The sequence below is a fragment of the Legionella spiritensis genome (assembly GCF_900186965.1).
In the GTDB taxonomy this organism is placed as follows: domain Bacteria; phylum Pseudomonadota; class Gammaproteobacteria; order Legionellales; family Legionellaceae; genus Legionella_C; species Legionella_C spiritensis.
Window position 1 is genome coordinate 3150950 of record NZ_LT906457.1, and the last position, 20244, is coordinate 3171193.

Here is a 20244-nt window from a genome sequence, read left to right on the forward strand (position 1 = left end):
AATCAGTTTGTTTCTGTTAGGAAAAGCGTTGAGCATGCTCTTTTGGAGCGGTATTTCTGAGCGACGGGGCCGGAAACCGGTGTTTATAGCCGGCCTGGGCTTGTATGTGGTCAGTAATTTTCTGGCGTCCTGGAGTCCTTCCATGACGGTTCTACTCATTTGTCGTTTTTTGCAAGGATTGGCGGTTGGCGCCACGCTTCTAATGGGCAGGGCGATGATAAACGACACCCATAACGAACAACAGGCAACCCAACAATTCGCCTTCCTGTTTTCACTGGCCGGTTTATTGATTTGCTTTCTCCCTTTTCTGGGTGGCGTCATCAACAGCTTTGGCAATTGGCGCGTCGCTTCCACCATCATGGCAGGCTATGGTTTATTATTGTTGATTTTCAGTCGGATCATGCCGGAAACGATGCCTTACCACGCTTCGATCCCTACCTTGCGCTCCAGCATTTCGCTCGTATTTCGCAACACGCTTTTTGTGCGCTATCTTCTGGTGTCCGCCCTGATGATGGCCGGCGAATCGGCGTTTAACACCAGCGCGTCATTCATTCTGATTAAAGGTGCCGGCTACAGCGTCTCTCATTACGGAGCCATTAAAACCATCATGGCGATTATGCACATGCTGGGCACCGCGGCTTGCGGGCTGTTGATACGCTATTTCACCAGCGCCCACCTGGTTGTTCTGGGTGTGCGGCTGTTTGCGGTTTCAGCCTGCGCCATGTGGTTGTTTTCCCTGACCCACGGCAACGTGTTACTGACGTTTATCATTCCCATGACCATCTATTATTTTGGCACCGGATTCATTGTAGCCTGCACCACAGCGGCTTCAGTCCGGCCATTTCCCAAGCAAATGGCTACCGCGCTAGCCCTTACGCTGTTTTGTCAGTTTAATTTTTCCGCATCATTCAGCTTAATCAGCAGCATGCTGAATATTCAAAGTGTCACACCGTTCATGCTGCTACTCACCGTCATCAGTTTACTCAGTGTCCTGGCATGGCCGGGGACACGTCTGGTTAATCCACGTTTATCAACAACGTGACAGTCGGGACAGGATTGTATAAACTTGTGTACAAATTACTACTGGAAAAGCGAACCGTAAGGATAAATAATCCCGCGCTTTCCCGGCATAAACAGATGAGGTCATTATACATTACCGTGTCTCACCCCATACTAAAACACACCCCTAACGCGTTAACTTTTTTACGCCTGATATTGATCATACCGTTTCTGGCTTATCTTTATCAGAGAAGTTACGTCAACGCGTTCTATATATTTTTGCTGGCGGGGGTGACCGATGGCATAGACGGGTGGCTGGCCCGGCATTTTAACTGGCAGAGCCTTCTCGGTTCATTTATTGATCCGCTAGCTGATAAATTACTGGTTGCATCCAGCTTTATTTCTCTCGCCCTGATTGGCCGGCTCCCCTGGTGGCTGGTGATTCTGGTTTTTTTACGGGATTTGACCATTTCCATAGGCGTTCTGGCCTGGTTTTGGCTGATTCAGCGCAAAATTGATTTTGAACCCACTCGCCTGAGCAAAATTAATACCACGCTGCAACTGGCCCTTGTAACGCTTTGCCTGTTTGAGTTGGCCTATTTTGAATTCAGCAATTATCTGGTCTCCAGTTTGATAATCCTGACCGCAGCCACAACTACGGCTACTTACATATACTACGTCTGGAGCTGGGGCAGAAAAGCCTGTGAGATCAGTCACTTGCCTCAATGACCGGACAATCAAATACGTTGTGATAGCACGCTGCGAATGAGTCTGACTGGCATCGTATTACAACGGATTTCGTTAAATTAGGACTCGCTATTCGACTCATTCAAACGTAAAATGGCTCCCAATCATTCATCTGTTCGCGTCAAGAATGAAAATTCAACAGACACTAGCCATTCAATTGAATCATCAGGCCTGCCTGAGCAATTTTTGCTGGGGCGAACAGGCGTTGCTGAAACAGGAAATAGAAAAAATCATCCGGGGCCAGGGAGAACCATTCGTTTATATCTGGGGCAATCCCGGCAGCGGCAAATCCCATTTACTGCAAGCCTGTTGTCGTGCTTATTATAAACACGATTCGGCAATTTATCTTCCTCTGGATATCTTAAAGGAATGGGGCCCGGCCAGTATTGAAGGAATGAGCCAGCATGATCTGATCGCGCTGGATAATCTTGATGCCGTAGCCGGTGACGCTTATTGGGAAGAAGCCCTTTTTCATTTTTACAACCGGGTACGTGATAATGATAACGCCTGTTTACTAATCAGCGGGCAGCATGCTCCTACAGTGTCTCCTGTGCGGCTTCCTGATCTGCGTTCGCGCCTGGCCTGGGGATTGGTAGTACATCTTAAAGAACTCAGTGATGATTTAAAAATAGTCACCATTCAGGAGCAGGCGCACAAACGAGGGTTTCATTTATCAACGAGTGTCGCACAATTTTTAATCAATCGCTGTGCCCGCAACATGCATGACCTGCAAAGCATTCTTAACCAACTCGACGACGCCTCCCTGGCCGCCCAGCGCAAAATTACCATTCCGTTTGTCAAATCGGTTCTTGGCGTTTGACTTTTCATAATTCTTAACTATATTTAGGGATTGTTCCTAACCGGATCCCGTGGACAAACCGCGTACGTACCGGAATTATTTTGGCGGGCTGTCAAAGACAATCCGGCCTGCAAATTTATAGATGAGATTAAGTGTACAGAACATAAGCAACGTCCCTAAAATTTTTCCAGGGAGGGAAAATGGACATTTCACCTGTTACGCGAACAGATATATTGACAGTAGAATCGGCAACAACCGTTTTTGACCATTCACTCATTCAAACACTGGAACGATTCACCAGACAACACTATACGCCGGTCAGCCATGACGAGTTCCTTGCCAACGTGCTCAGCATCTCCAAACAGGGTCATCTGGCTCTTTATTATGACCATCAGGATAAATTGACAGGCTTCTCTCGCCTGTGCCGCGAAACCCTTTTCATGCGTTCACGGGAAATTATCATATTTACCGGAGGCACGTACCATAATCCACGCCATTGCATCAGCTATGAGGCCGCTAAATTCGGCTTGATTCAGGCAATGAAATACAAACTGGAAAATCCGGAAAAGGAACTGGTTCTTTTTTTAAACGCCTCGACCCCCGCCAAATACCGCTTCCTTGCCGAACAAGCGGAAGTTTTTTATCCATGTAGGGGTATTGTCATACCGGAGCACGTCCTGGCGCTGGTGAAACTTTTAAAACAGCAAAACGGCTGGTCATCCTGCCCGCAGCATCCGATGCTCCTCAGCAATCAAATAACTTTTCTGGACACAACCCTCCCTACGCCAGATAAAACAAACGAGCATGTTGATTATTATTTGACTATAAATCCCGACTATAAAAACGGGAATTCCCTGCTGATTTATCTACCTCTTAACCTGGCTACAATAAGCCACGGCATCAAACAGGTTGTCAGTCATGCCGTTTGCTGATCTCTGATCCAGCGCGTGGCGCGTCTGACATAAATACATCGAGGCAAGGGAACACCGAATGATTTAAAATCAAACATTTCTGACGGATGATTAGGCTCTGTGAACAACAATGTCCTGGCACCATTTTTTACAAAAGAACGGTAGCCCGTAAGTAGTATTGCGGGTTAATATTATCTCAGGAGAACAGGTGAGCGCCTAAGTGAACGGTTTTCCCGCATTTCGACTTCACCTTCATGACGGCTACAAATAAGGGACAAATCATACGCCTTTTTGCAGCCGTAATTAATTTTGTTCACGAACCTAGTACAACGTTTCACTGATTCTGTCCTGTTGCCAACGGTACAGAATAGGTAGGTCGGGCGAGGCGCCCGACCTACGACTTGACCCGCTGTCGCGGCAATAACAAACAAGCAAGACAACTTCAGTGAAACGTTGTACTAGAATAACAAAGATGGTTGCTCAGAGCGAACATAGCCATGATGCAAATCATCCATAGATTGGCTTCGGCTCAACCGGGAAAAATGATCAACTGATGGGGTTTTCCCTTCTTTTCCTGTTCTGAAAAGTCCGAACCCCCCATCGCACAGTACGGATTTGACTAATTCCGACTTCTCCTGTTTGACTTTTTCCAGCTCCTCCTTCGTGCTTTGCAATTCGCTCCTGGTCTGTCGATGTTCAATTAGATCCTGTTTTTTCTCCTCCAGGCTGCTTTGCAAGGCAGACAGTTTTCTGGCTTCTTTAGCCACTTTGTCTTTGTCACAAAATGTATCAATTTTTTCCTTATCCAGTCCAACCCAGCGTCCTATTAAATTTTCTATACCGGGACGCTCCACAAACCAGTACACACTGAGAGCCGCCAGTCCCACCAAAACACTGGCCAGGATAATAGGCCAAAACGTAGGCGTCAAAGCCCCGGCGGCAAACAGGCCTCCTACGGCAAGCGCCACGGTTTGGCCGGCAAAAAAGCCGCCACTGAAAAATATGATACCGGCAATACCCGCTGTTGCTATCTTGCCTGCTTTCAGCCAGGGTTTATTAAGCGATTTTTGCAACTGCTGACGTGCTTCATTCAACATCTCGTGTTTTTTCTGCAATATCTCGATCAATTCAAGGTATTGCGTTATTTCGGCATCGGATTGTGAGTTTGAGTAATTGTCCCTAATCGTCCTTCTGATTGCTTTAAGGGACTTAATTTCTTCCAGGTAGATATCAATAATTTTGCGTGAGCTTTTAAAATCAACACCCAGGTTATGGGATATCTCAACCAGATCAAAGGCACAAAATACAACAATAGACAACAGCGAAAATCCGATGCCTACCAGAAAAATAGTCAATGCCGGTAAATTAAAAATGCCCAGTAAAGCGGTTACACCGTCAAATCCTTCACAGCCGAAATACACAATCCCGGCAATGGCAAGCCCAAGCAACTTGATTTTGTTAGCCCAGCTTCCGGATTTATGTTTTTTCGCCTCTTTTTTTTGCCCGTTTTTCGCCAGGGCACGATTCATATCCTTCATCAGGGACACGTATAGCGATTCCAGCAAAAAACGCTCGTTATCTCTTTGCAGTTCAATATTTTTCAGTGTTTCAATCAGCTTTTGTAGTGACATTTCCTGAACAGCAAGGATCTCCTGCCTAATCGAGTCGCTACTTTTAAGTGTTTCAGCAATTTTTTTGCTGGCGTCTGACAATTGAATAGAATCGAGAGCCACGCTTTTACTCCAAGGACGTTATTACAAGCCTGCCTGGAAAATCCGCAGACAAGTGACATACCGCCATCATAGTGAATTTTTATTAAACAAATATTAAGAAAATTGTAAGGATTGCGAAAAAAATTTTTCACCTGGGAAAATTTTCATAAAAAAACGCAGGTTCCGTGAACAACATGGAAAGAGCGTCCGTCTACAAGGAGGCTTTCAAAGGTAGTGCGGGTTCACATCCGAATATCACGCGTTGGAGGGAATGTGTGTGCAGGATTGGTCGTTTCTCCCCACCCCGGCGTCGCTTTCATTTTTTGCCGGTTTATCCCGCACCGTGTCGTCATGAGATGGCTCGGCCGGTGTTTTTATATAACGGCTCAAACGAGGGGCGATAAGCCACATCAACACCCCGATAACCAGAGTCACAATGCCAATCCACGCGAAAACCCTGGTATAGATAGTCAACGACTCCAGTCCCGGCTTGATGTTCTCTGGCAAAGACGTCAACGATGCCACGGAGGCGCCGATGAAACCGGCGACTGAAGAGGTTAAAAACCACATGCCCATCACAAAACCTGCGATTTGCCTGGGGACAAGCTCGGCAACCATAGCCACACCTAGTGCGGAAACCATTAATTCCCCTGTGCTTTGAAAAAAGTAACTGGCAACCAGCCACCAGGACGACACCATGCCTGCTTCATCAGGAGTAAAACGGGCGAAAAACAGTAAAGAAAAGCTTAACCCGCAACAAATCATGCCCACAGCAAATTTATAAGGAACAGGAAAGGAAACGCCGCGGTGATAAAGCTTGCTGTAAACCATGGCCAGCACAGGACTCATAGCGATAATCCAGATAGGATTCAAAGCCTGAAAACTCTGCGGATCAAGCGGAATCCCAAGCAGGGTAGGCACCACATTATTGACGGCGAACAGATTCAATGACGTAGGCATCTGCTGGTAAAGCGTAAAAAACACAATGGCTTCGAGCATTAAAACAAAAGCAACCAGCATACGTAAAACCGACGTTTTACGCTCCTGTTTCATATAGAAAAAATAAATGGCGACAACAAGCGCTGTGACAATCCATAACAACCGCCTGGTTATCGTAACGTGCTGGAGAAGCCAGGCACAAGCCGCCGTGGCCAGGATAATACCCGCGACAACAAGAAACCACTGCCGGACTTTAATGATTTTGCTATCCGCATACGTGTTAATATCGGCCACATGACGGCGCTGAAACCAGTAATTGGCCAGCCCGAGAACCAGGCCTATGAAACTCACAAAATAGGCGTATGAGTAACCATAGATGGAAGACAGGCTCGGCCCCACAAACAAGGCCACGGTCGAACCAAGATTGATGGCCATGTAATACAGCGTAAAACCACCGTACAGACGATGATCACCATCATCATAACACTTGGCCAGCAAACTGGAGGGATTGGCTTTAAACAGACCATTACCGACACAAATCAACCCCAGGGCGAGGAAAACACTTTGTTTATCTGCAATCGTCAGCGCCAGATATCCGAAAGCCAGCGTAAACAGGCCAAGAACAATCGTTCTTTTCGTGCCGAGCACTTTATCGCCCAGATAACCGCCCAAGGCGACCATTCCATAGACTAGCGCCGAAAATGCCCCGAATGTGAAATAGGCTTCACTGTCGCTAAAGCCGAGAAAACGAATAAAATACAAGGTTAAAATACCCTGTACCGTATAAAACCCGAACCGCTCCCAGATTTCCAGCATGAAAATCATGTAAAATGCGCGCGGCTGCTCACGAAATAATGCCAGCATGAGCCCTCTTAATCCATTAATTTGACCATTTAAACTATACCAGTTTTTTGTGAATTGCAATCAGGCTTTTTTGCCTGGATAGAGGCTGGGGCTTGTTGACATGAGATTTATCGAAGCGAAAAATCAGGCCGGGCGCCTCGCTCGACCCTGTATCCCATCCTGATGGCAAACCAACAAATTCAAAAGGAAAATGGTACCAATCAATCGCATTGGCGGTTGTGAACATTTTTGTGCACAGAACCTAATGGACATTGGCAGGGTTTTCTCCCTCGCTCTCACCTTCCTCATCGTCAGATACCTTCTTCGTGGCGGGTTTGGTCGCATCCATACCCCGGACTGCGTCAGGACGTACCGGCGCCAGAGTCTCTCCCGAGATATCCAGATCCTGCTTGCGTAATATCTCCATTAATGGTCCGGATTTTAATAATTGTTCACGCTCTTGTGCAGACAATCGTATTTCTCCGCCAGCAATTTGTTTCATCGCCCTTTGCAGCACCGGAAGAAGTTTCGGCATATTATCAAAGGTGTTTAGCAAGCAGGTTAAATCCTGATGCACGCAGTGCTGTTTGAAAGCCTGCTGTGACAAGTCTTTTATAAAATTCAGCGCTTCCCTGGGATCATCATTTCTGACGATACGTCCAATTTCTGCATCCAGCTTACCTGCCGCCTCTGTATTTTCCATCATGTGCCGTAATCCTGACTCGACATCCTTCTTCCCGGACATGAGCAATTCTATTTTACTGGTTGAATCCAGCATTTTTTCAGGGGCAGGCGAGGGCGCAGGCAGGCTTTCGTCCAGTATTTCCTTGTCTTTTCCCTTGTCAAGCGCAGGATGCTCACTGTCCGTCACGCTGAGCGGCTTCTCCGATTTATCAAGCAACGCTGCGGTTTCTTCCATGGCGTCCTTCAACACGGACGGGGAAGCCGTTGCTTTTTGTCCCCACCCCAGTTTGCCGGCTACCCAGCCACCCAGTTTTTTAAATAAAGGCGCAACCAGGGGTACTGTGATACGGCCAACAATATACGCGGCGCCTAACCCGGCGCTGGCGGCAAAAATACCTAACCCCACCGGTGGGAAAAACAGACTCAGAGCAAGACCGGCCACAGCCAGGGAAGCCAGCCCGATACCCACGCCTTTGTCCAGAAAGGCGGCGGCTCCCATCATGGACAGCTTTTTTTCCTGCAAGACTTTGGTATCGTGCAGTTTTTGTAATTTCCCTACAGATGCCTGATAGCTCGTTTCCAATGCCTCCAGCTTCTCGCAGTGCGGTTGAGCCGCACGCTTATAGGCCGCTTCATCAATGCGACCGTTTTTATAATCGTCCTCAAGTCCTTGCAACAAATCGTGCGCGTCCTTAATTTCATTCTGAATTTCTTCCAGATTGTTGTTTTCAGCATCGATTTCCAGCTTGACCGCTTTCAACGCCTTGTTTGTTTTATAGCGTTGATATAACAATTTTCCCATGGAAAACACACTGACACCAAGCACCAGACCACCAATGGCAATACCGATGGGGCCTGCGGCAGCCGGCACCAGAAGAGCGGACAACGCCAGGCCCAGAATCACCCCGGAATAAGCCCAGCTTGCATTGCGACTCAAGGTAATCGGCGGTTTTTTCCCGGCGATGAGCGCGCCAAGATAAATCGCCGGGATACGGATAAAATTCAGGCCGGCTAATGCCACACCCGCGATTTGAAAACCGGAACCCGCCGCCTGTAGCGTATGGGTAGCATGGCTTAGAGAAATGGCTTTAGTGACACCACCCCCGGTATCGGCCAGCGTATGCGTCAATCCGGTAAAACCCGGCAATATTTTTTCAAAAAATTTCTGATAAAATTTGCTTTCTTCCGGAAGTTTACCGGTAATGATGACCGGCTTTCGCATTTCCCCCGCTTTGTTCGTCCACTCTTTAATGGTTTCAGGATCCCATTTTCTCTCTTCATCCGTAAGAATTTCTGATTTTTTCTTACTCATGTCGCAGTACCGTTGTTTATCAGGATTATTAATACTATAGCAACGAATCCTTAACAAAGAATGACGTGATTGTGCCGGATTTAAATTTAAAATAACGTTTTGATTCGGGAGATTTTCTCGAATTTATCCTTCTTCACTCTTGCCATATCCCGCACAAGTCATCTATATTGCAAAATATCATTTATAAAAAATTAATCCATGGCGAAAAAAGCCCTATATCTTGCCGGCGGAGGTGCTCGCGGCGCCTATCAGGCTGGCGTGCTTAAAGCAATCAGCGCCATACTCGGCGTAAAAAAAATTCCTTTTGACATGGTAAGCGGCGTCAGCATCGGCAGTATCAACGCGGCGATTCTGGCTGAAAACGCAACCGACTTCCCGGCTGCGGTGGATAAAATGGAAACGCTGTGGCAGGGGATAAGCTGCTCGCAGATTTTTAATACCAGCAATTACGCCTTAAGCAAATCCGTATTCCGCAATTTAAGTCATATACTCATCAAACAAAGGGAATCCGGTCATTTACTCAACACCGCCCCTTTACGTGACTTTATTACCACCAATATCAATTTTGACGACATAGAACAGAATATTGCCGGCAACCATCTGCAAACCATGGAGGTGATCAGCAATTGCTATGAAACGCATCAGACCATTTCTTTTTACCAACATCACAGCCCGCATTTTGAAGACTGGCATTACCCGCGCCATTTCAGCGAGCGAACCCACATCCAGGCGGAGCATATTCTGGCGTCCAGCGCTTTGCCGCTGTTTTTCCCCCCGACCAAAATTGACGGATTTCATTATGGCGACGGCAGTATGGGTCTGGTTTCTCCTCTTAGAGGCGCCATTCGCTTTCAAGTGGAAAAAATTCTGATTCTGGGCACACGTCAGCTTCCGGAATTAACCCGTCCGGAAAAGCTGCTAAACGGTGACATTGGTTTCGCACCTATACTGGGAAGCATGCTCAACGGATTGTTTCTCGATAATCTGGATCGCGACATTGAACTGGTCAACCGCATGAACGATATCGCCCGTATGATTTCCCTGTGGAGAAAGCGCCGCTCCCCCTGGCGCCCGATAGAAACCCTGCACCTAAGACCAAGCATCGACGTGGCCGCGATTGCCCAGGCCCAATACCAAAGCATGCCGACCCTGTTACGCTTTTTACTCAACGGGCTTGGCGCCAAAAGCCACTCCGGCGACTTGCTGAGTTTTTTGTTGTTTGAAAGGGAATTTACCGTGGAATTAATCAAACTGGGTTTTGAAGACACCTTGACGAAGGAAGCCACGCTGCTTAGTTTTTTCAGTTAATCCGCTGTTTTTCAGACAAGTGGCGCTACCGCTCCTGCCGCAATGCCCGCAAAACGCTTTCCGTTTCCGGCTCGAATCCATGCCAGATTTCAAACGATTCCGCCGCCTGCTCCACCAGCATCCCCAAACCGTCAACCGCCCGGCAGCCATGCTGCCGAACCCAATCGACAAAAGGCGTACTCCCGTTTGAACGATACGACAAATCATAACAAAACGGGACAACGCCAAGGAGCCGTTCCGGCCATAGCAGGGATTCCCCCCGCGTACCCGCTGATGTGGCGTGGATGATCACATCATAAGTGTCCAGCTCATCAAGAGCGACACAAAAAATCCCGGGAAAATCATGTTGCAAATCCTGCGCCCGCGACAAGGTACGATTGGTCACCGTAAGCGATGTGATCGACGCAGCCAGCAACGGTGCAATCACCCCCCGTGCCGCGCCGCCCGCCCCCAGTAACAATAGGGTTTTACCCGCCACATCGACATGACGAGACAAGTCTCTGATGAAACCTGCCCCATCGGTATTGTCGGCGTGCAACACGCCCTGTTCCATCCATAAGGTGTTGGCCGCGCGGGCCTGTTGACATCGTGACGTGGCAACGCCAGCCATGGCAAAAGCCTCTTCCTTGAACGGCAGGGTGACATTAAGCCCCTTGCCGCCATCCTGAAAAAAACGTTCCACCTGCCGCCTGAATTGCTGCGGTTGCACCAATATTTTATCGTAGCGAATCGTTATTTTAGCCTGGGCGGCAAACAGGTGATGGATAACAGGCGATAGACTGTGGGCAATGGGATCACCCATAACGGCGTAATGGTCGGACATAAAACCTCTTGTATGTTTTAAAGGGCGAACCCCGCAATACGGCCTGCGGCCTCCTTACGGGCTACCATTGTTCTTAGCAAAAAGCCACCTGCAGTGCTATAAAAACACGCTTAACATTTCGTTAATCTGGCCATGATACCATTTGCACAATTTTTGACAAATACTCACCAAGGTATTGATTTGCGTAGGAATGTAACATGCCATCGTTTTTTTTCAACGGCAAAGAGGAGTCCGTTTTACCTGATGAACTCGCCTTGTTCATCCTTGATCATTTAACCCCCAGGGAAAAACTGCAGTCTCGCAGGGTGTCCCAATATTTTCAATCGCTGTTAAATACGGATTGGCTTTGGCGACCCACAGGAGCCGAAAATCTTGCCGATTTTGTTGCCCGCATGAAAGAACTTGCCGGTTGGGATAAACAATCGGTGTTAGATGGCAACATGACGCTAACAGACGCCGAAATAAGGATGGGTGAAGACATAACCCTGTCCCTTATACTTCCAGCCAAAACTGCCAGAAATATACAGTTTCAAATAGTGACCCCACGCTTTCGTGATAAGGCAACAGAGACTCTTGAATCTCTTTTGGCTTTGAGGGACAAAAACCCCAAAATTTTCAATGATGAGTTTTATAAAATCTGTTTTAGCGAAACCAAACAGAATTTGTTTAGACAATCGAATTTTTTTTTGGCAATCAACGCGAGGCATTTTAAAATCATTGCCAGATTGCTGGCGGCAAAAAACTCAAAAGGTAAATACTTCATTGATCTTGATCAACGGCTTGGTATGATAAGAGATGTTCGCACATCTGCCAGGAGATTGGTCGAGGCCCGATATCAATCTAACCCTCCCCGCTTTAACAGCATCAAGCAATATTTTGATCTGGCTCACCAATACCCGGAGCATCGTGACAATCTGTATGCGTTAATTCACCAGGCACTGAGACAATATGCGAAATCGGCACCGGGCCGATCCGGCTGGAGCGCCTCATTTTTACGCGTTGCCAGCGGCCATATGAACACCACCCATGGTGCACGGATTCACAACCTCCTGTCCGAAGAGCGATATGAACGTATTGCCGATGAAGCAACGCTGATCCGCTTTTTACAGGAGTTTAAAAGCAGTCTGCCCGAGGGCAAAATAGTTAAGTCAAACGGCAGGCTGGCAACCACGGTGTTGTGTCTGGTCAGGGATTTTGCGGGTATTGACTTCTTTAACATGGAAGCCGGCGCGGAAATGACGATGACTACCGAACCTGACACAGAGCATGAAGAAGAATCGGGATACGGACTGTAAAGACTGCGGGTTGCCATTGGCAACCCGCTAAAATGATTCTCCAATCCGTGAAACCCCAGGTTCTGAGAACCAATTTTTTTCCGATCGAAAACAAGGCAACTATTGTTGCGCAACAACTAATAATGTCTTGTAGCCCGTCATGAAGGCGAAGCCGTAATGCGGGAAAACGTTCATAAGTGGCACATCAAACCCGCAATACGGCCGCAGGCCTTCTTACGGGCTACTGTTTTTTCGCAAAAAATGGTGCGAAGAAAATTTTGGTTCACGAACCTGGCGTTGCCTCAGACCTTGAGGCTTTTGGAAACTATTTCACCCAGATCGCGTGACAACTCAAGAGCCGCCAGACGCTCAAGCTGTGCTTTCATTAACCCTTGCCTGAGGCTGTCAAACCGTCGCCAGCGGGTAAACGGGGTGGCCAGTCTGGCGGCCACTTGCGGATTTAATGTATCAAGCTCGAGTAGCCGGCTTGCCAGAAATTCATAACCGCGACCGTCTTTGTCGTGAAAGTGCCGGGGATTATTCATACAAAAAGCGCCTATCAGAGCGCGGACCTTGTTGGGATTGCGCAGGGAAAACGCCGGATGTTTCAGTAACGCAACAACCCTTTGCAACGTATCGGGCGCTTCAGATGAGGCCTGAACGGCAAACCATTTATCCAGCACCAGTTCGTCTTTCTGCCACTGGCGGTAAAATCGCTCGACAGCCTGCTGACGCTCCTGCGGGGAAGAACAGTTATTGAGCAGCGCAAATCCGGCCATTTGATCGGTCATGGTTCGGGCATGGTCAAATTGATGCCGGCAAATGTCCAAAGTGTCCTGTTCCCGTGCTTTCATCATGTAAGAGAGACAAATATTACGCAGCTTGCGTTGCCCGTAAGCATGCGCATCCATGGTATGTTTTTCCTGCGTCCAGAGCGACTGGTATATGTCCGCAAAGGAGGCGAACAGTCTGTCGCCCAATGCGACACGGTATTGATCGCGAACGGCTTCCACGGCCTCGACATCAATGTCCGTCATGAAAGCCGTCACGTCTTCAAAGCCCGGCGGCGTCAGTAATTCAGCCCGTAGCGCGTTATCCAGGGTCGTATCCAGCAAAATATGGTGGCAGGCGTCCAGCAAGGCCTCTGGAATGGCCTTCTCGCCCTTGGCTTGCAATTGCGCCGTCATGGTGTCGATGGCCAGCGTCTGGGCAATATCCCATTTGGCAAACCCATTGCTTTCAAAACGCAGCAAGGCCAGCAATTCGTTTTGGCCGGTTTTTCTTTTCAGTTTGACCGGCGCTGAAAAATCGCGTAACAGCGACACATAAGGTTTCTGTTTGATGCCTGTAAACACAAAGGTTTGCCGCTGCTCCTTTAATTCCAGTACATCCCGTTCAATGGGAAGTTCATGCCCCTGCTGGTCAAACAAGGCTATTTTGACTGGAATATGAAACGGTTTTTTATCAACCGACTCCGGGGTCGATGGGCAATGCTGGCTCAGGATCAGGGTCAGGCAGTCCTTCTGATAATCGGTTTCTACCGTTACTTCCGGCGTGCCGGCCTGGCTATACCAGTATTTAAACTGCGTCAAATCGACCTCATTGGCGTCTTCCATGGCCGCCACAAAGTCATTGATTGTGACCGCCTGGCCGTCATGACGCTCGAAATACAAATCCATGCCGCGACGAAATCCTGCCTTGCCCAGCAAGGTATGCTGCATCCTAATCACTTCCGCACCCTTGTTGTAAACCGTTGCGGTGTAAAAATTATTGATTTCCTGATACGATTCCGGCCTGACCGGATGCGCCATACTGCCGGCGTCTTCCGGAAATTGTGCGGTACGCAGGATTCTTACGTCATCAATACGACTCACATCCCTGGAATTCATGTCACGCGAAAATTCCTGATCCCGAAACACCGTCAAACCTTCTTTCAAACTGAGTTGAAACCAGTCCCTGCAAGTCACCCGGTTACCGGTCCAGTTGTGAAAATACTCATGCCCGACCACGCCTTCGATGGCGGCAAAATCCTGATCGGTGGCCGTATCCGGACGGGCCAGAATGTATTTGGAATTAAAAATGTTCAACCCTTTGTTTTCCATGGCGCCCATATTAAAATCACTGACCGCCACGATCATGAAAATATCCAGATCGTACTCACGGCCAAATTCTTCCTCATCCCAGCGCATGGCCTTTTTTAAAGACGCCATGGCATGGCCGCATTTGTCTTCATTACCGGGCTCGACATAAATCCTTAAAGCAACCGTCCTGCCCGAACAGGTCGTAAAGGTATCTTCCACACAGCGTAAATGGCCGGCGACCAGCGCGAAGAGATACGAGGGTTTTTTAAAGGGATCTTGCCACACCACCCAATGCCGGCCTTCGGAGGATTCGCCGGACTCGATCAGGTTGCCGTTGGATAAAAGAACCGGATATTTTTGCTTATCGGCGCTGATGCGTGTCGTATAGGTGGTCAGAACATCGGGACGATCCGGAAAAAAAGTGATGCGGCGAAATCCCTGGGCTTCACACTGGGTGCAAAACAGATGATTGGAACGATACAGGCCGGATAACTGGCTGTTGTCCTGGGGGCGGATCCGGGTAACTATTTTGAGGGCCGCCTGATCCGGACAATGATCCACAATCAAATCACTGCCTTCAAAACGATACTCCTTTTCCGTCAGCAAACGATCATCGACGGACAACTGTATCAACTCCAGTTCATCACCATACAGATGCAAGGGGCCGTTGTTTAAACGCGTCACCACCATACGGTTTTCAATAAGGGCATGATCATCGAATAAATCAAAATTCAACGCCACCGACTCGACAGCAAAAACCGGGGGTTGGTAATCTTTCAGGTAAACGGTCGTGTTTTGCATAAACATTGCTCCATTTTCAACATCATGGTTGCGGATGAAATAGGGAATTGATTTTTTTTAATATTTTTCTGTGATAGCTTCTACCATCACGAGTCATTTTAGCTATACTAAATTTAAGATAGTTTCTCGCTTTTATCAGCGAAATGCAAAACAAACAAGAAGTAAAATAGCGTTTTCCCATCAGGGATCAGTAATAAGGGGCCGGCTTATGAATACAGATGATTTTTTAACGAATTACACCAGACGCTTTGTGGACAACAAGGAAGAGGAGCTTAGCTTAAACGAGTATCTGGAACTGTGTAAAACTGATCCGGGGGCCTTTGCCAACCCGGCGGAACGGCTGTTAATAGCTATCGGTGAACCGGAAATGCTCGACACCCGCCATGATCCGGTGTTGTCCCGTCTTTTTTCCAACAAAATTATTCCGCGATATGAGGTGTTTTCCGAGTTTTATGGCATGGAAGAACCTATTGAACAGATTGTCGGCTTTCTGAAGCACGCGGCACAAGGGCTGGAAGAAACCAAACAGGTTCTTTACCTCCTCGGACCGGTTGGCGGTGGAAAATCCTCTCTGGCCGAAAAACTCAAGGATCTCATGCAGAAAGTACCTTTCTACGCCATCAAGGGCTCACCCGTTTTTGAATCACCCCTGTCCCTGTTTGATCCGGAAGAAGACGGCGAATTACTTCAGGAACGCTACGGCATTCCAACCCGCCATCTCCGCTACGTCATGTCCCCCTGGGCCGTAAAACGATTGCAGGAATACAATGGCGACATTAATCAATTCAAAGTCATCAAGGTCAAACCGTCCCGCCTGAAACAAATCGCTGTTTCCAAGACGGAGCCGGGTGATGAAAACAACCAGGATATTTCCTCACTGGTCGGTAAAGTCGATATCCGTAAACTGGAAGAGTTCTCTCAGGACGATCCGGACGCCTACAGTTTCTCCGGAGGTCTTTGCCGTGCCAACCGCGGTATTATGGAGTTTGTGGAAATGTTCAAAGCGCCTATTAAGGTGCTCCATCCCTTGCTGACCGCAACTCAGGAAGGCAATTACAATCCCACAGAAGGATTGTCCGCCATACCGTTTGAGGGCATTATTCTCGCCCACTCCAACGAGGCGGAATGGCAGACGTTTCGCAATAATAAAAACAACGAGGCGTTTATAGACCGGATTAATATCGTTAAAGTGCCCTACTGCCTTCGCATTTCGGAAGAAACCAGAATTTACCAGAAACTGCTGGATAACAGTTCCTTAAGAGAAGCACCCTGTGCGCCCGGCACCCTCGATATGCTGGCACAGTTTTCCGTACTGACCCGCTTGAAAGAACCACAGAACTCAAGCATCTATTCAAAGATGCGCGTCTATAATGGCGAAAGTCTGAAAGACACCGATCCGAAAGCCAAATCCTATCAGGAATACCGCGATTTTGCCGGGGTTGATGAAGGAATGAGCGGCATCTCCACCCGCTTCGCCTTCAAAATCCTGTCAAAAGTGTTCAATTTCGATCATACGGAGGTGGCGGCCAACCCCGTGCATTTGATGTACGTGCTGGAGCGGCAAATAGAACAGGAACAATTCCCGCAGGAACTGCAGGAAAAATACCTGACCTTTATCAAGGAACACTTATCTCATAAATACGTGGAATTCATCGGCAAGGAAATTCAGACTGCTTACCTGGAATCCTATTCCGAATACGGACAAAATATTTTCGACCGTTATATTACCTATGCGGACTTCTGGATTCAGGATCAGGATTATCGGGATCCGGATACCGGTGAAATTTTCGATAGGGGCTCGCTTAATTCCGAGCTGGAAAAAATCGAAAAACCCGCCGGCATTTCCAATCCCAAGGATTTCCGTAACGAAGTCGTGAACTTCGTGCTGCGCGCACGCGCGAACAATCACGGCAAAAATCCCGTGTGGAACAGCTACGAAAAATTAAAAACCGTCATTGAAAAGAAAATGTTCACCAATACGGAAGATCTGTTACCGGTCATATCCTTTAATGCCAAGGCATCGGAAGACGACAAGAAAAAACATGAGGAGTTTATCTCTCGCATGGTTGAGAAAGGCTATACACGCAAACAGGTCCGACTGCTGTGCGAATGGTATTTACGTGTGCGCAAATCGCAATAATACAGATAAATTCGGCCGTGGTACCGGATGATTTCCGAATGCCACGGCCCGAATGACTGATAAGGATGTGAGGATGTCGCAACTAATAGACCGTCGGCAAAACGCCGGTAAAAAAAGTACGGTAAATCGTCAGCGTTTTCTGAGACGCTATAAACATCAAATCAAGCGTGCCGTCTCCGATGCCATGGGCAAGCGCAGCATTACCGATATCGATCAGGGCGAGCAAATCAGCATACCTGCAAAAGACATTTCCGAACCGCGCTTTCATAAAGGGAGGGGCGGCTACGTCGAACGTGTCCTGCCGGGCAATGATCAATTTATAGCCGGAGACCGGATCAAGCGTCCGGAAGAGCAGGGTGGTGGTGGAGGCGGGAGCCAGGCCAGCAACGGCGGCGAGGGCGAAGACGAATTCGTCTTTCAACTGTCTCGTGAAGAATTCCTGGAACTCTATTTTGAAGATCTCGAATTACCCGACCTGGTCAAAAAAGAGCTGGCACGCATGACAACCTACAAAACCGTGCGCGCCGGAGTAACCAGCAGCGGGATCCCCAGTAACATCAACGTGGTGCGATCCATGCGTCAGGCAACAGGCAGACGTGTGGCACTGGCTTCTCCCTACAAACGTCAGCTACGGGCGGCAGAAGCCGAGCTGGCCAGACTGGAAGAACAATCCAGCCCGGAAAAAGTCGACCTGCTACGATTGCAGCGCGATATTGAATTTCTCAAGAAAAAAATTCAATCCGTGCCGTTTATCGATACCCTGGATTTGCGCTATAACAACCGCGTTCGTATTCCGGCGCCCTCGACCCAGGCCGTGATGTTTTGTGTCATGGATGTATCCGGTTCCATGGACGAGGCGAAAAAAGACATTGCCAAGCGTTTTTTTATTTTGCTGTATCTGTTTCTTACCCGAAACTATGAAAAAATAGAACTGGTTTTTATTCGCCACCATACCTCCGCCAAGGAAGTCAATGAAGAAGAATTCTTTTACTCCCGCGAAACCGGAGGAACCGTCGTATCCAGCGCCCTGGAATTGTTGAACACGATCATCGAAGCGCGCTATCCGCCTTCCGCATGGAATATCTATGTGGCACAGGCATCCGACGGCGATAACTGGAACGCCGACTCGCCCTATTGCCAGGAGTTATTACAAGAACAGATTATGCCCCTGCTGCAGTACTTTGCGTACATAGAGATTATGCCCCGCCATCACCAGAGCTTATGGGAAGTCTACCAGAAAGTGCGCCAGCAATACCCTAATTTCGCTATGGAAAATATTGATAATGTCGCCGATATCTATCCGGTATTTCGTGAATTATTCAAAAGGAAGGTGGTATGAGAAAAAAAAAGCCCATTTCAACCGGCGCCGAATGGACCTTTGAATTAATTCAAGCCTACGACAAGGAAATAGCCCGTCTGGCCGGCGACTTCAAGCTCGATACCTATCCGAATCAAATCGAAGTGATTACCGCCGAACAGATGATGGATGCCTACGCTTCGGTAGGCATGCCCATCGGCTATCATCACTGGTCTTTCGGCAAGCATTTTGTCGGAGTTGAAAAAAGCTATAAACGGGGACAGATGGGGCTGGCTTATGAACTGGTTATTAACTCCAATCCCTGTATTTCCTATTTGATGGAAGAGAATACCATGGCCATGCAGGCTCTGGTCATCGCACACGCCTGTTATGGCCACAACTCGTTCTTCAAGAATAATTACCTGTTTAAAATGTGGACTTCGGCGGATGCCATCATCGATTATCTGGTGTTTGCCAGAAATTACATCAGCGAATGCGAGTTACGGCACGGGATCGATGAAGTGGAAGCCGTCCTCGATGCCTGCCATGCGTTGATGAATTATGGTGTGGATCGCTACAAACATCCCGCCGGACTCTCCATTCAGGAAGAAAAAATCAGGCAGCAAAACCGGGAAGTATATCTGCAATCCCAGGTCAATGAATTATGGCGCACCATCCCGCAAAACAAACAGGTGGATGCCAACGGCGAAAAAAAACGATTTCCGGAGGAGCCGCAGGAAAACATTCTGTATTTTATTGAAAAAAATGCGCCTTTACTGGAGTCATGGCAACGGGAAATCGTGCGCATAGTCCGTAAAATCGCGCAGTATTTTTATCCACAAGGCCAAACCAAAGTCATGAACGAAGGCTGGGCCTGCTTCTGGCATTACACGCTTCTCCACGCCCTCTATGACGAGGGACTGGTCACCGACGAATTTATGCTGGAAATTCTGCAAAATCATACCAATGTTATCATGCAACCGCCGTTTAACAGCCCTTATTATAACGGTATCAATCCCTACACGCTGGGTTACCATATGATGCAGGATATCCGGCGGATTTGTGAAAACCCCACCGAGGAGGATCGGCACTGGTTTCCTTTTCTGGCCAACACCGACTGGCTGACCGGACTGGATACCGCCATGCGTAATTTCAAGGATGAGAGTTTTATCGCCCAGTACTTGTCACCGCGCTTGATCCGGGAACTGAAACTGTTTCATATCGTCGATGACCACAGGCAATCGGAACTGGTCGTTGAGGCAATCCACAATGAACAAGGGTATAAACAAATTCGGGAAGCACTCTCAAGGCAATATAATCTGGGTTATCTGGAACCGGATATACAGGTGTATTCCGTTGATGTGGAAGGTGATCGCTCTCTGACGCTGCAATATACCCAGCAACATAGCATACCGCTGGGCGACAATACCCGGGAAGTACTGAAACATCTTCATACGCTGTGGAAATTCCCGGTCGTACTGCATGCCGTTGATACGCAAGGTCGGGTTACGGAGGAATATCATTGTCCGCCTCGTCCTGTTAAAAACCACAAGGAAAAAGAAACGCATTAGGTT

At 48.1% G+C, this 20244-nt stretch carries 14 protein-coding genes; 9 read left to right on the forward strand and 5 right to left on the reverse strand.

Annotated elements, in window-relative coordinates; all coding sequences use genetic code 11:
* Window positions 1–7: 7 nt before the first annotated feature.
* The 4 genes from CKW05_RS14390 (at window position 8) to CKW05_RS14405 (ending at window position 3477) form a co-directional block, all read left to right on the forward strand.
* Window positions 8–1042, forward strand: coding sequence for an MFS transporter (locus tag CKW05_RS14390; protein WP_269457750.1), 1035 nt, complete (start codon window positions 8–10; stop codon window positions 1040–1042).
* A 95-nt stretch (window positions 1043–1137) separates the two neighbouring features.
* Window positions 1138–1728: a CDP-alcohol phosphatidyltransferase family protein gene (locus CKW05_RS14395; protein WP_058483002.1), complete on the forward strand. Its 591-nt coding sequence runs from the start codon at window positions 1138–1140 to the stop codon at window positions 1726–1728.
* A 145-nt stretch (window positions 1729–1873) separates the two neighbouring features.
* The gene (hda, locus tag CKW05_RS14400) at window positions 1874–2566 is read left to right on the forward strand and encodes a DnaA regulatory inactivator Hda (protein WP_058482848.1); all 693 of its coding nucleotides are present in this window, start codon (window positions 1874–1876) and stop codon (window positions 2564–2566) included.
* A gap of 179 nt (window positions 2567–2745) precedes the next feature.
* Complete coding sequence (locus CKW05_RS14405; protein WP_058482849.1) at window positions 2746–3477, forward strand: hypothetical protein; 732 nt, start codon at window positions 2746–2748, stop codon at window positions 3475–3477.
* Window positions 3478–3914: 437 nt separating this feature from the next.
* Here CKW05_RS14405 and CKW05_RS14410 read toward each other — a convergent pair whose 3' ends face one another.
* From CKW05_RS14410 to CKW05_RS14425, 3 genes are all read right to left on the reverse strand, one after another.
* Window positions 3915–5189 (reverse strand): coiled-coil domain-containing protein, encoded by a 1275-nt coding sequence (locus tag CKW05_RS14410; protein ID WP_058482850.1) that lies wholly within the window; start codon window positions 5187–5189, stop codon window positions 3915–3917.
* Window positions 5190–5423: 234 nt separating this feature from the next.
* On the reverse strand, window positions 5424–6971 hold the full coding sequence (locus CKW05_RS14415) for an oligopeptide:H+ symporter (protein ID WP_082642734.1): 1548 nt from the start codon (window positions 6969–6971) through the stop codon (window positions 5424–5426).
* A 241-nt stretch (window positions 6972–7212) separates the two neighbouring features.
* Complete coding sequence (locus CKW05_RS14425) at window positions 7213–8946, reverse strand: hypothetical protein (protein WP_058482852.1); 1734 nt, start codon at window positions 8944–8946, stop codon at window positions 7213–7215.
* A gap of 198 nt (window positions 8947–9144) precedes the next feature.
* Here CKW05_RS14425 and CKW05_RS14430 point away from each other — a divergent pair, with 198 nt between their 5' ends.
* Window positions 9145–10254, forward strand: coding sequence for a patatin-like phospholipase family protein (locus CKW05_RS14430; protein WP_058482853.1), 1110 nt, complete (start codon window positions 9145–9147; stop codon window positions 10252–10254).
* A 25-nt stretch (window positions 10255–10279) separates the two neighbouring features.
* On the opposite strand, the gene aroE is transcribed toward CKW05_RS14430, so the two are convergent.
* The gene (aroE, locus tag CKW05_RS14435) at window positions 10280–11077 is read right to left on the reverse strand and encodes a shikimate dehydrogenase (RefSeq protein WP_058482854.1); all 798 of its coding nucleotides are present in this window, start codon (window positions 11075–11077) and stop codon (window positions 10280–10282) included.
* A 197-nt stretch (window positions 11078–11274) separates the two neighbouring features.
* Between aroE and CKW05_RS14440 the strand changes: the two genes are divergently transcribed.
* A complete protein-coding gene (locus tag CKW05_RS14440; RefSeq protein ID WP_058482855.1) occupies window positions 11275–12372 on the forward strand; it encodes an F-box-like domain-containing protein in 1098 nt (365 codons plus the stop codon).
* A gap of 281 nt (window positions 12373–12653) precedes the next feature.
* On the opposite strand, the gene pepN is transcribed toward CKW05_RS14440, so the two are convergent.
* Entirely contained in the window at window positions 12654–15233 is a 2580-nt protein-coding gene (gene pepN / locus CKW05_RS14445; protein ID WP_058482856.1) for an aminopeptidase N, read from the reverse strand.
* Between the two features lie 208 nt (window positions 15234–15441).
* Here pepN and CKW05_RS14450 point away from each other — a divergent pair, with 208 nt between their 5' ends.
* The 3 genes from CKW05_RS14450 to CKW05_RS14460 all read left to right on the forward strand — a co-directional run bounded on the left by CKW05_RS14450 (window position 15442) and on the right by CKW05_RS14460 (window position 20241).
* Window positions 15442–17373 (forward strand): PrkA family serine protein kinase, encoded by a 1932-nt coding sequence (locus CKW05_RS14450; RefSeq protein ID WP_058482857.1) that lies wholly within the window; start codon window positions 15442–15444, stop codon window positions 17371–17373.
* 73 nt (window positions 17374–17446) lie between these two features.
* Window positions 17447–18712, forward strand: a complete 1266-nt coding sequence (locus tag CKW05_RS14455; protein WP_058482858.1) for a YeaH/YhbH family protein — start codon at window positions 17447–17449, stop codon at window positions 18710–18712.
* Window positions 18709–20241, forward strand: a complete 1533-nt coding sequence (locus CKW05_RS14460) for a SpoVR family protein (protein WP_058482859.1) — start codon at window positions 18709–18711, stop codon at window positions 20239–20241. Before CKW05_RS14455 ends, CKW05_RS14460 begins: the two co-directional genes overlap by 4 nt.
* The last annotated feature ends 3 nt before the right edge of the window (window positions 20242–20244 follow it).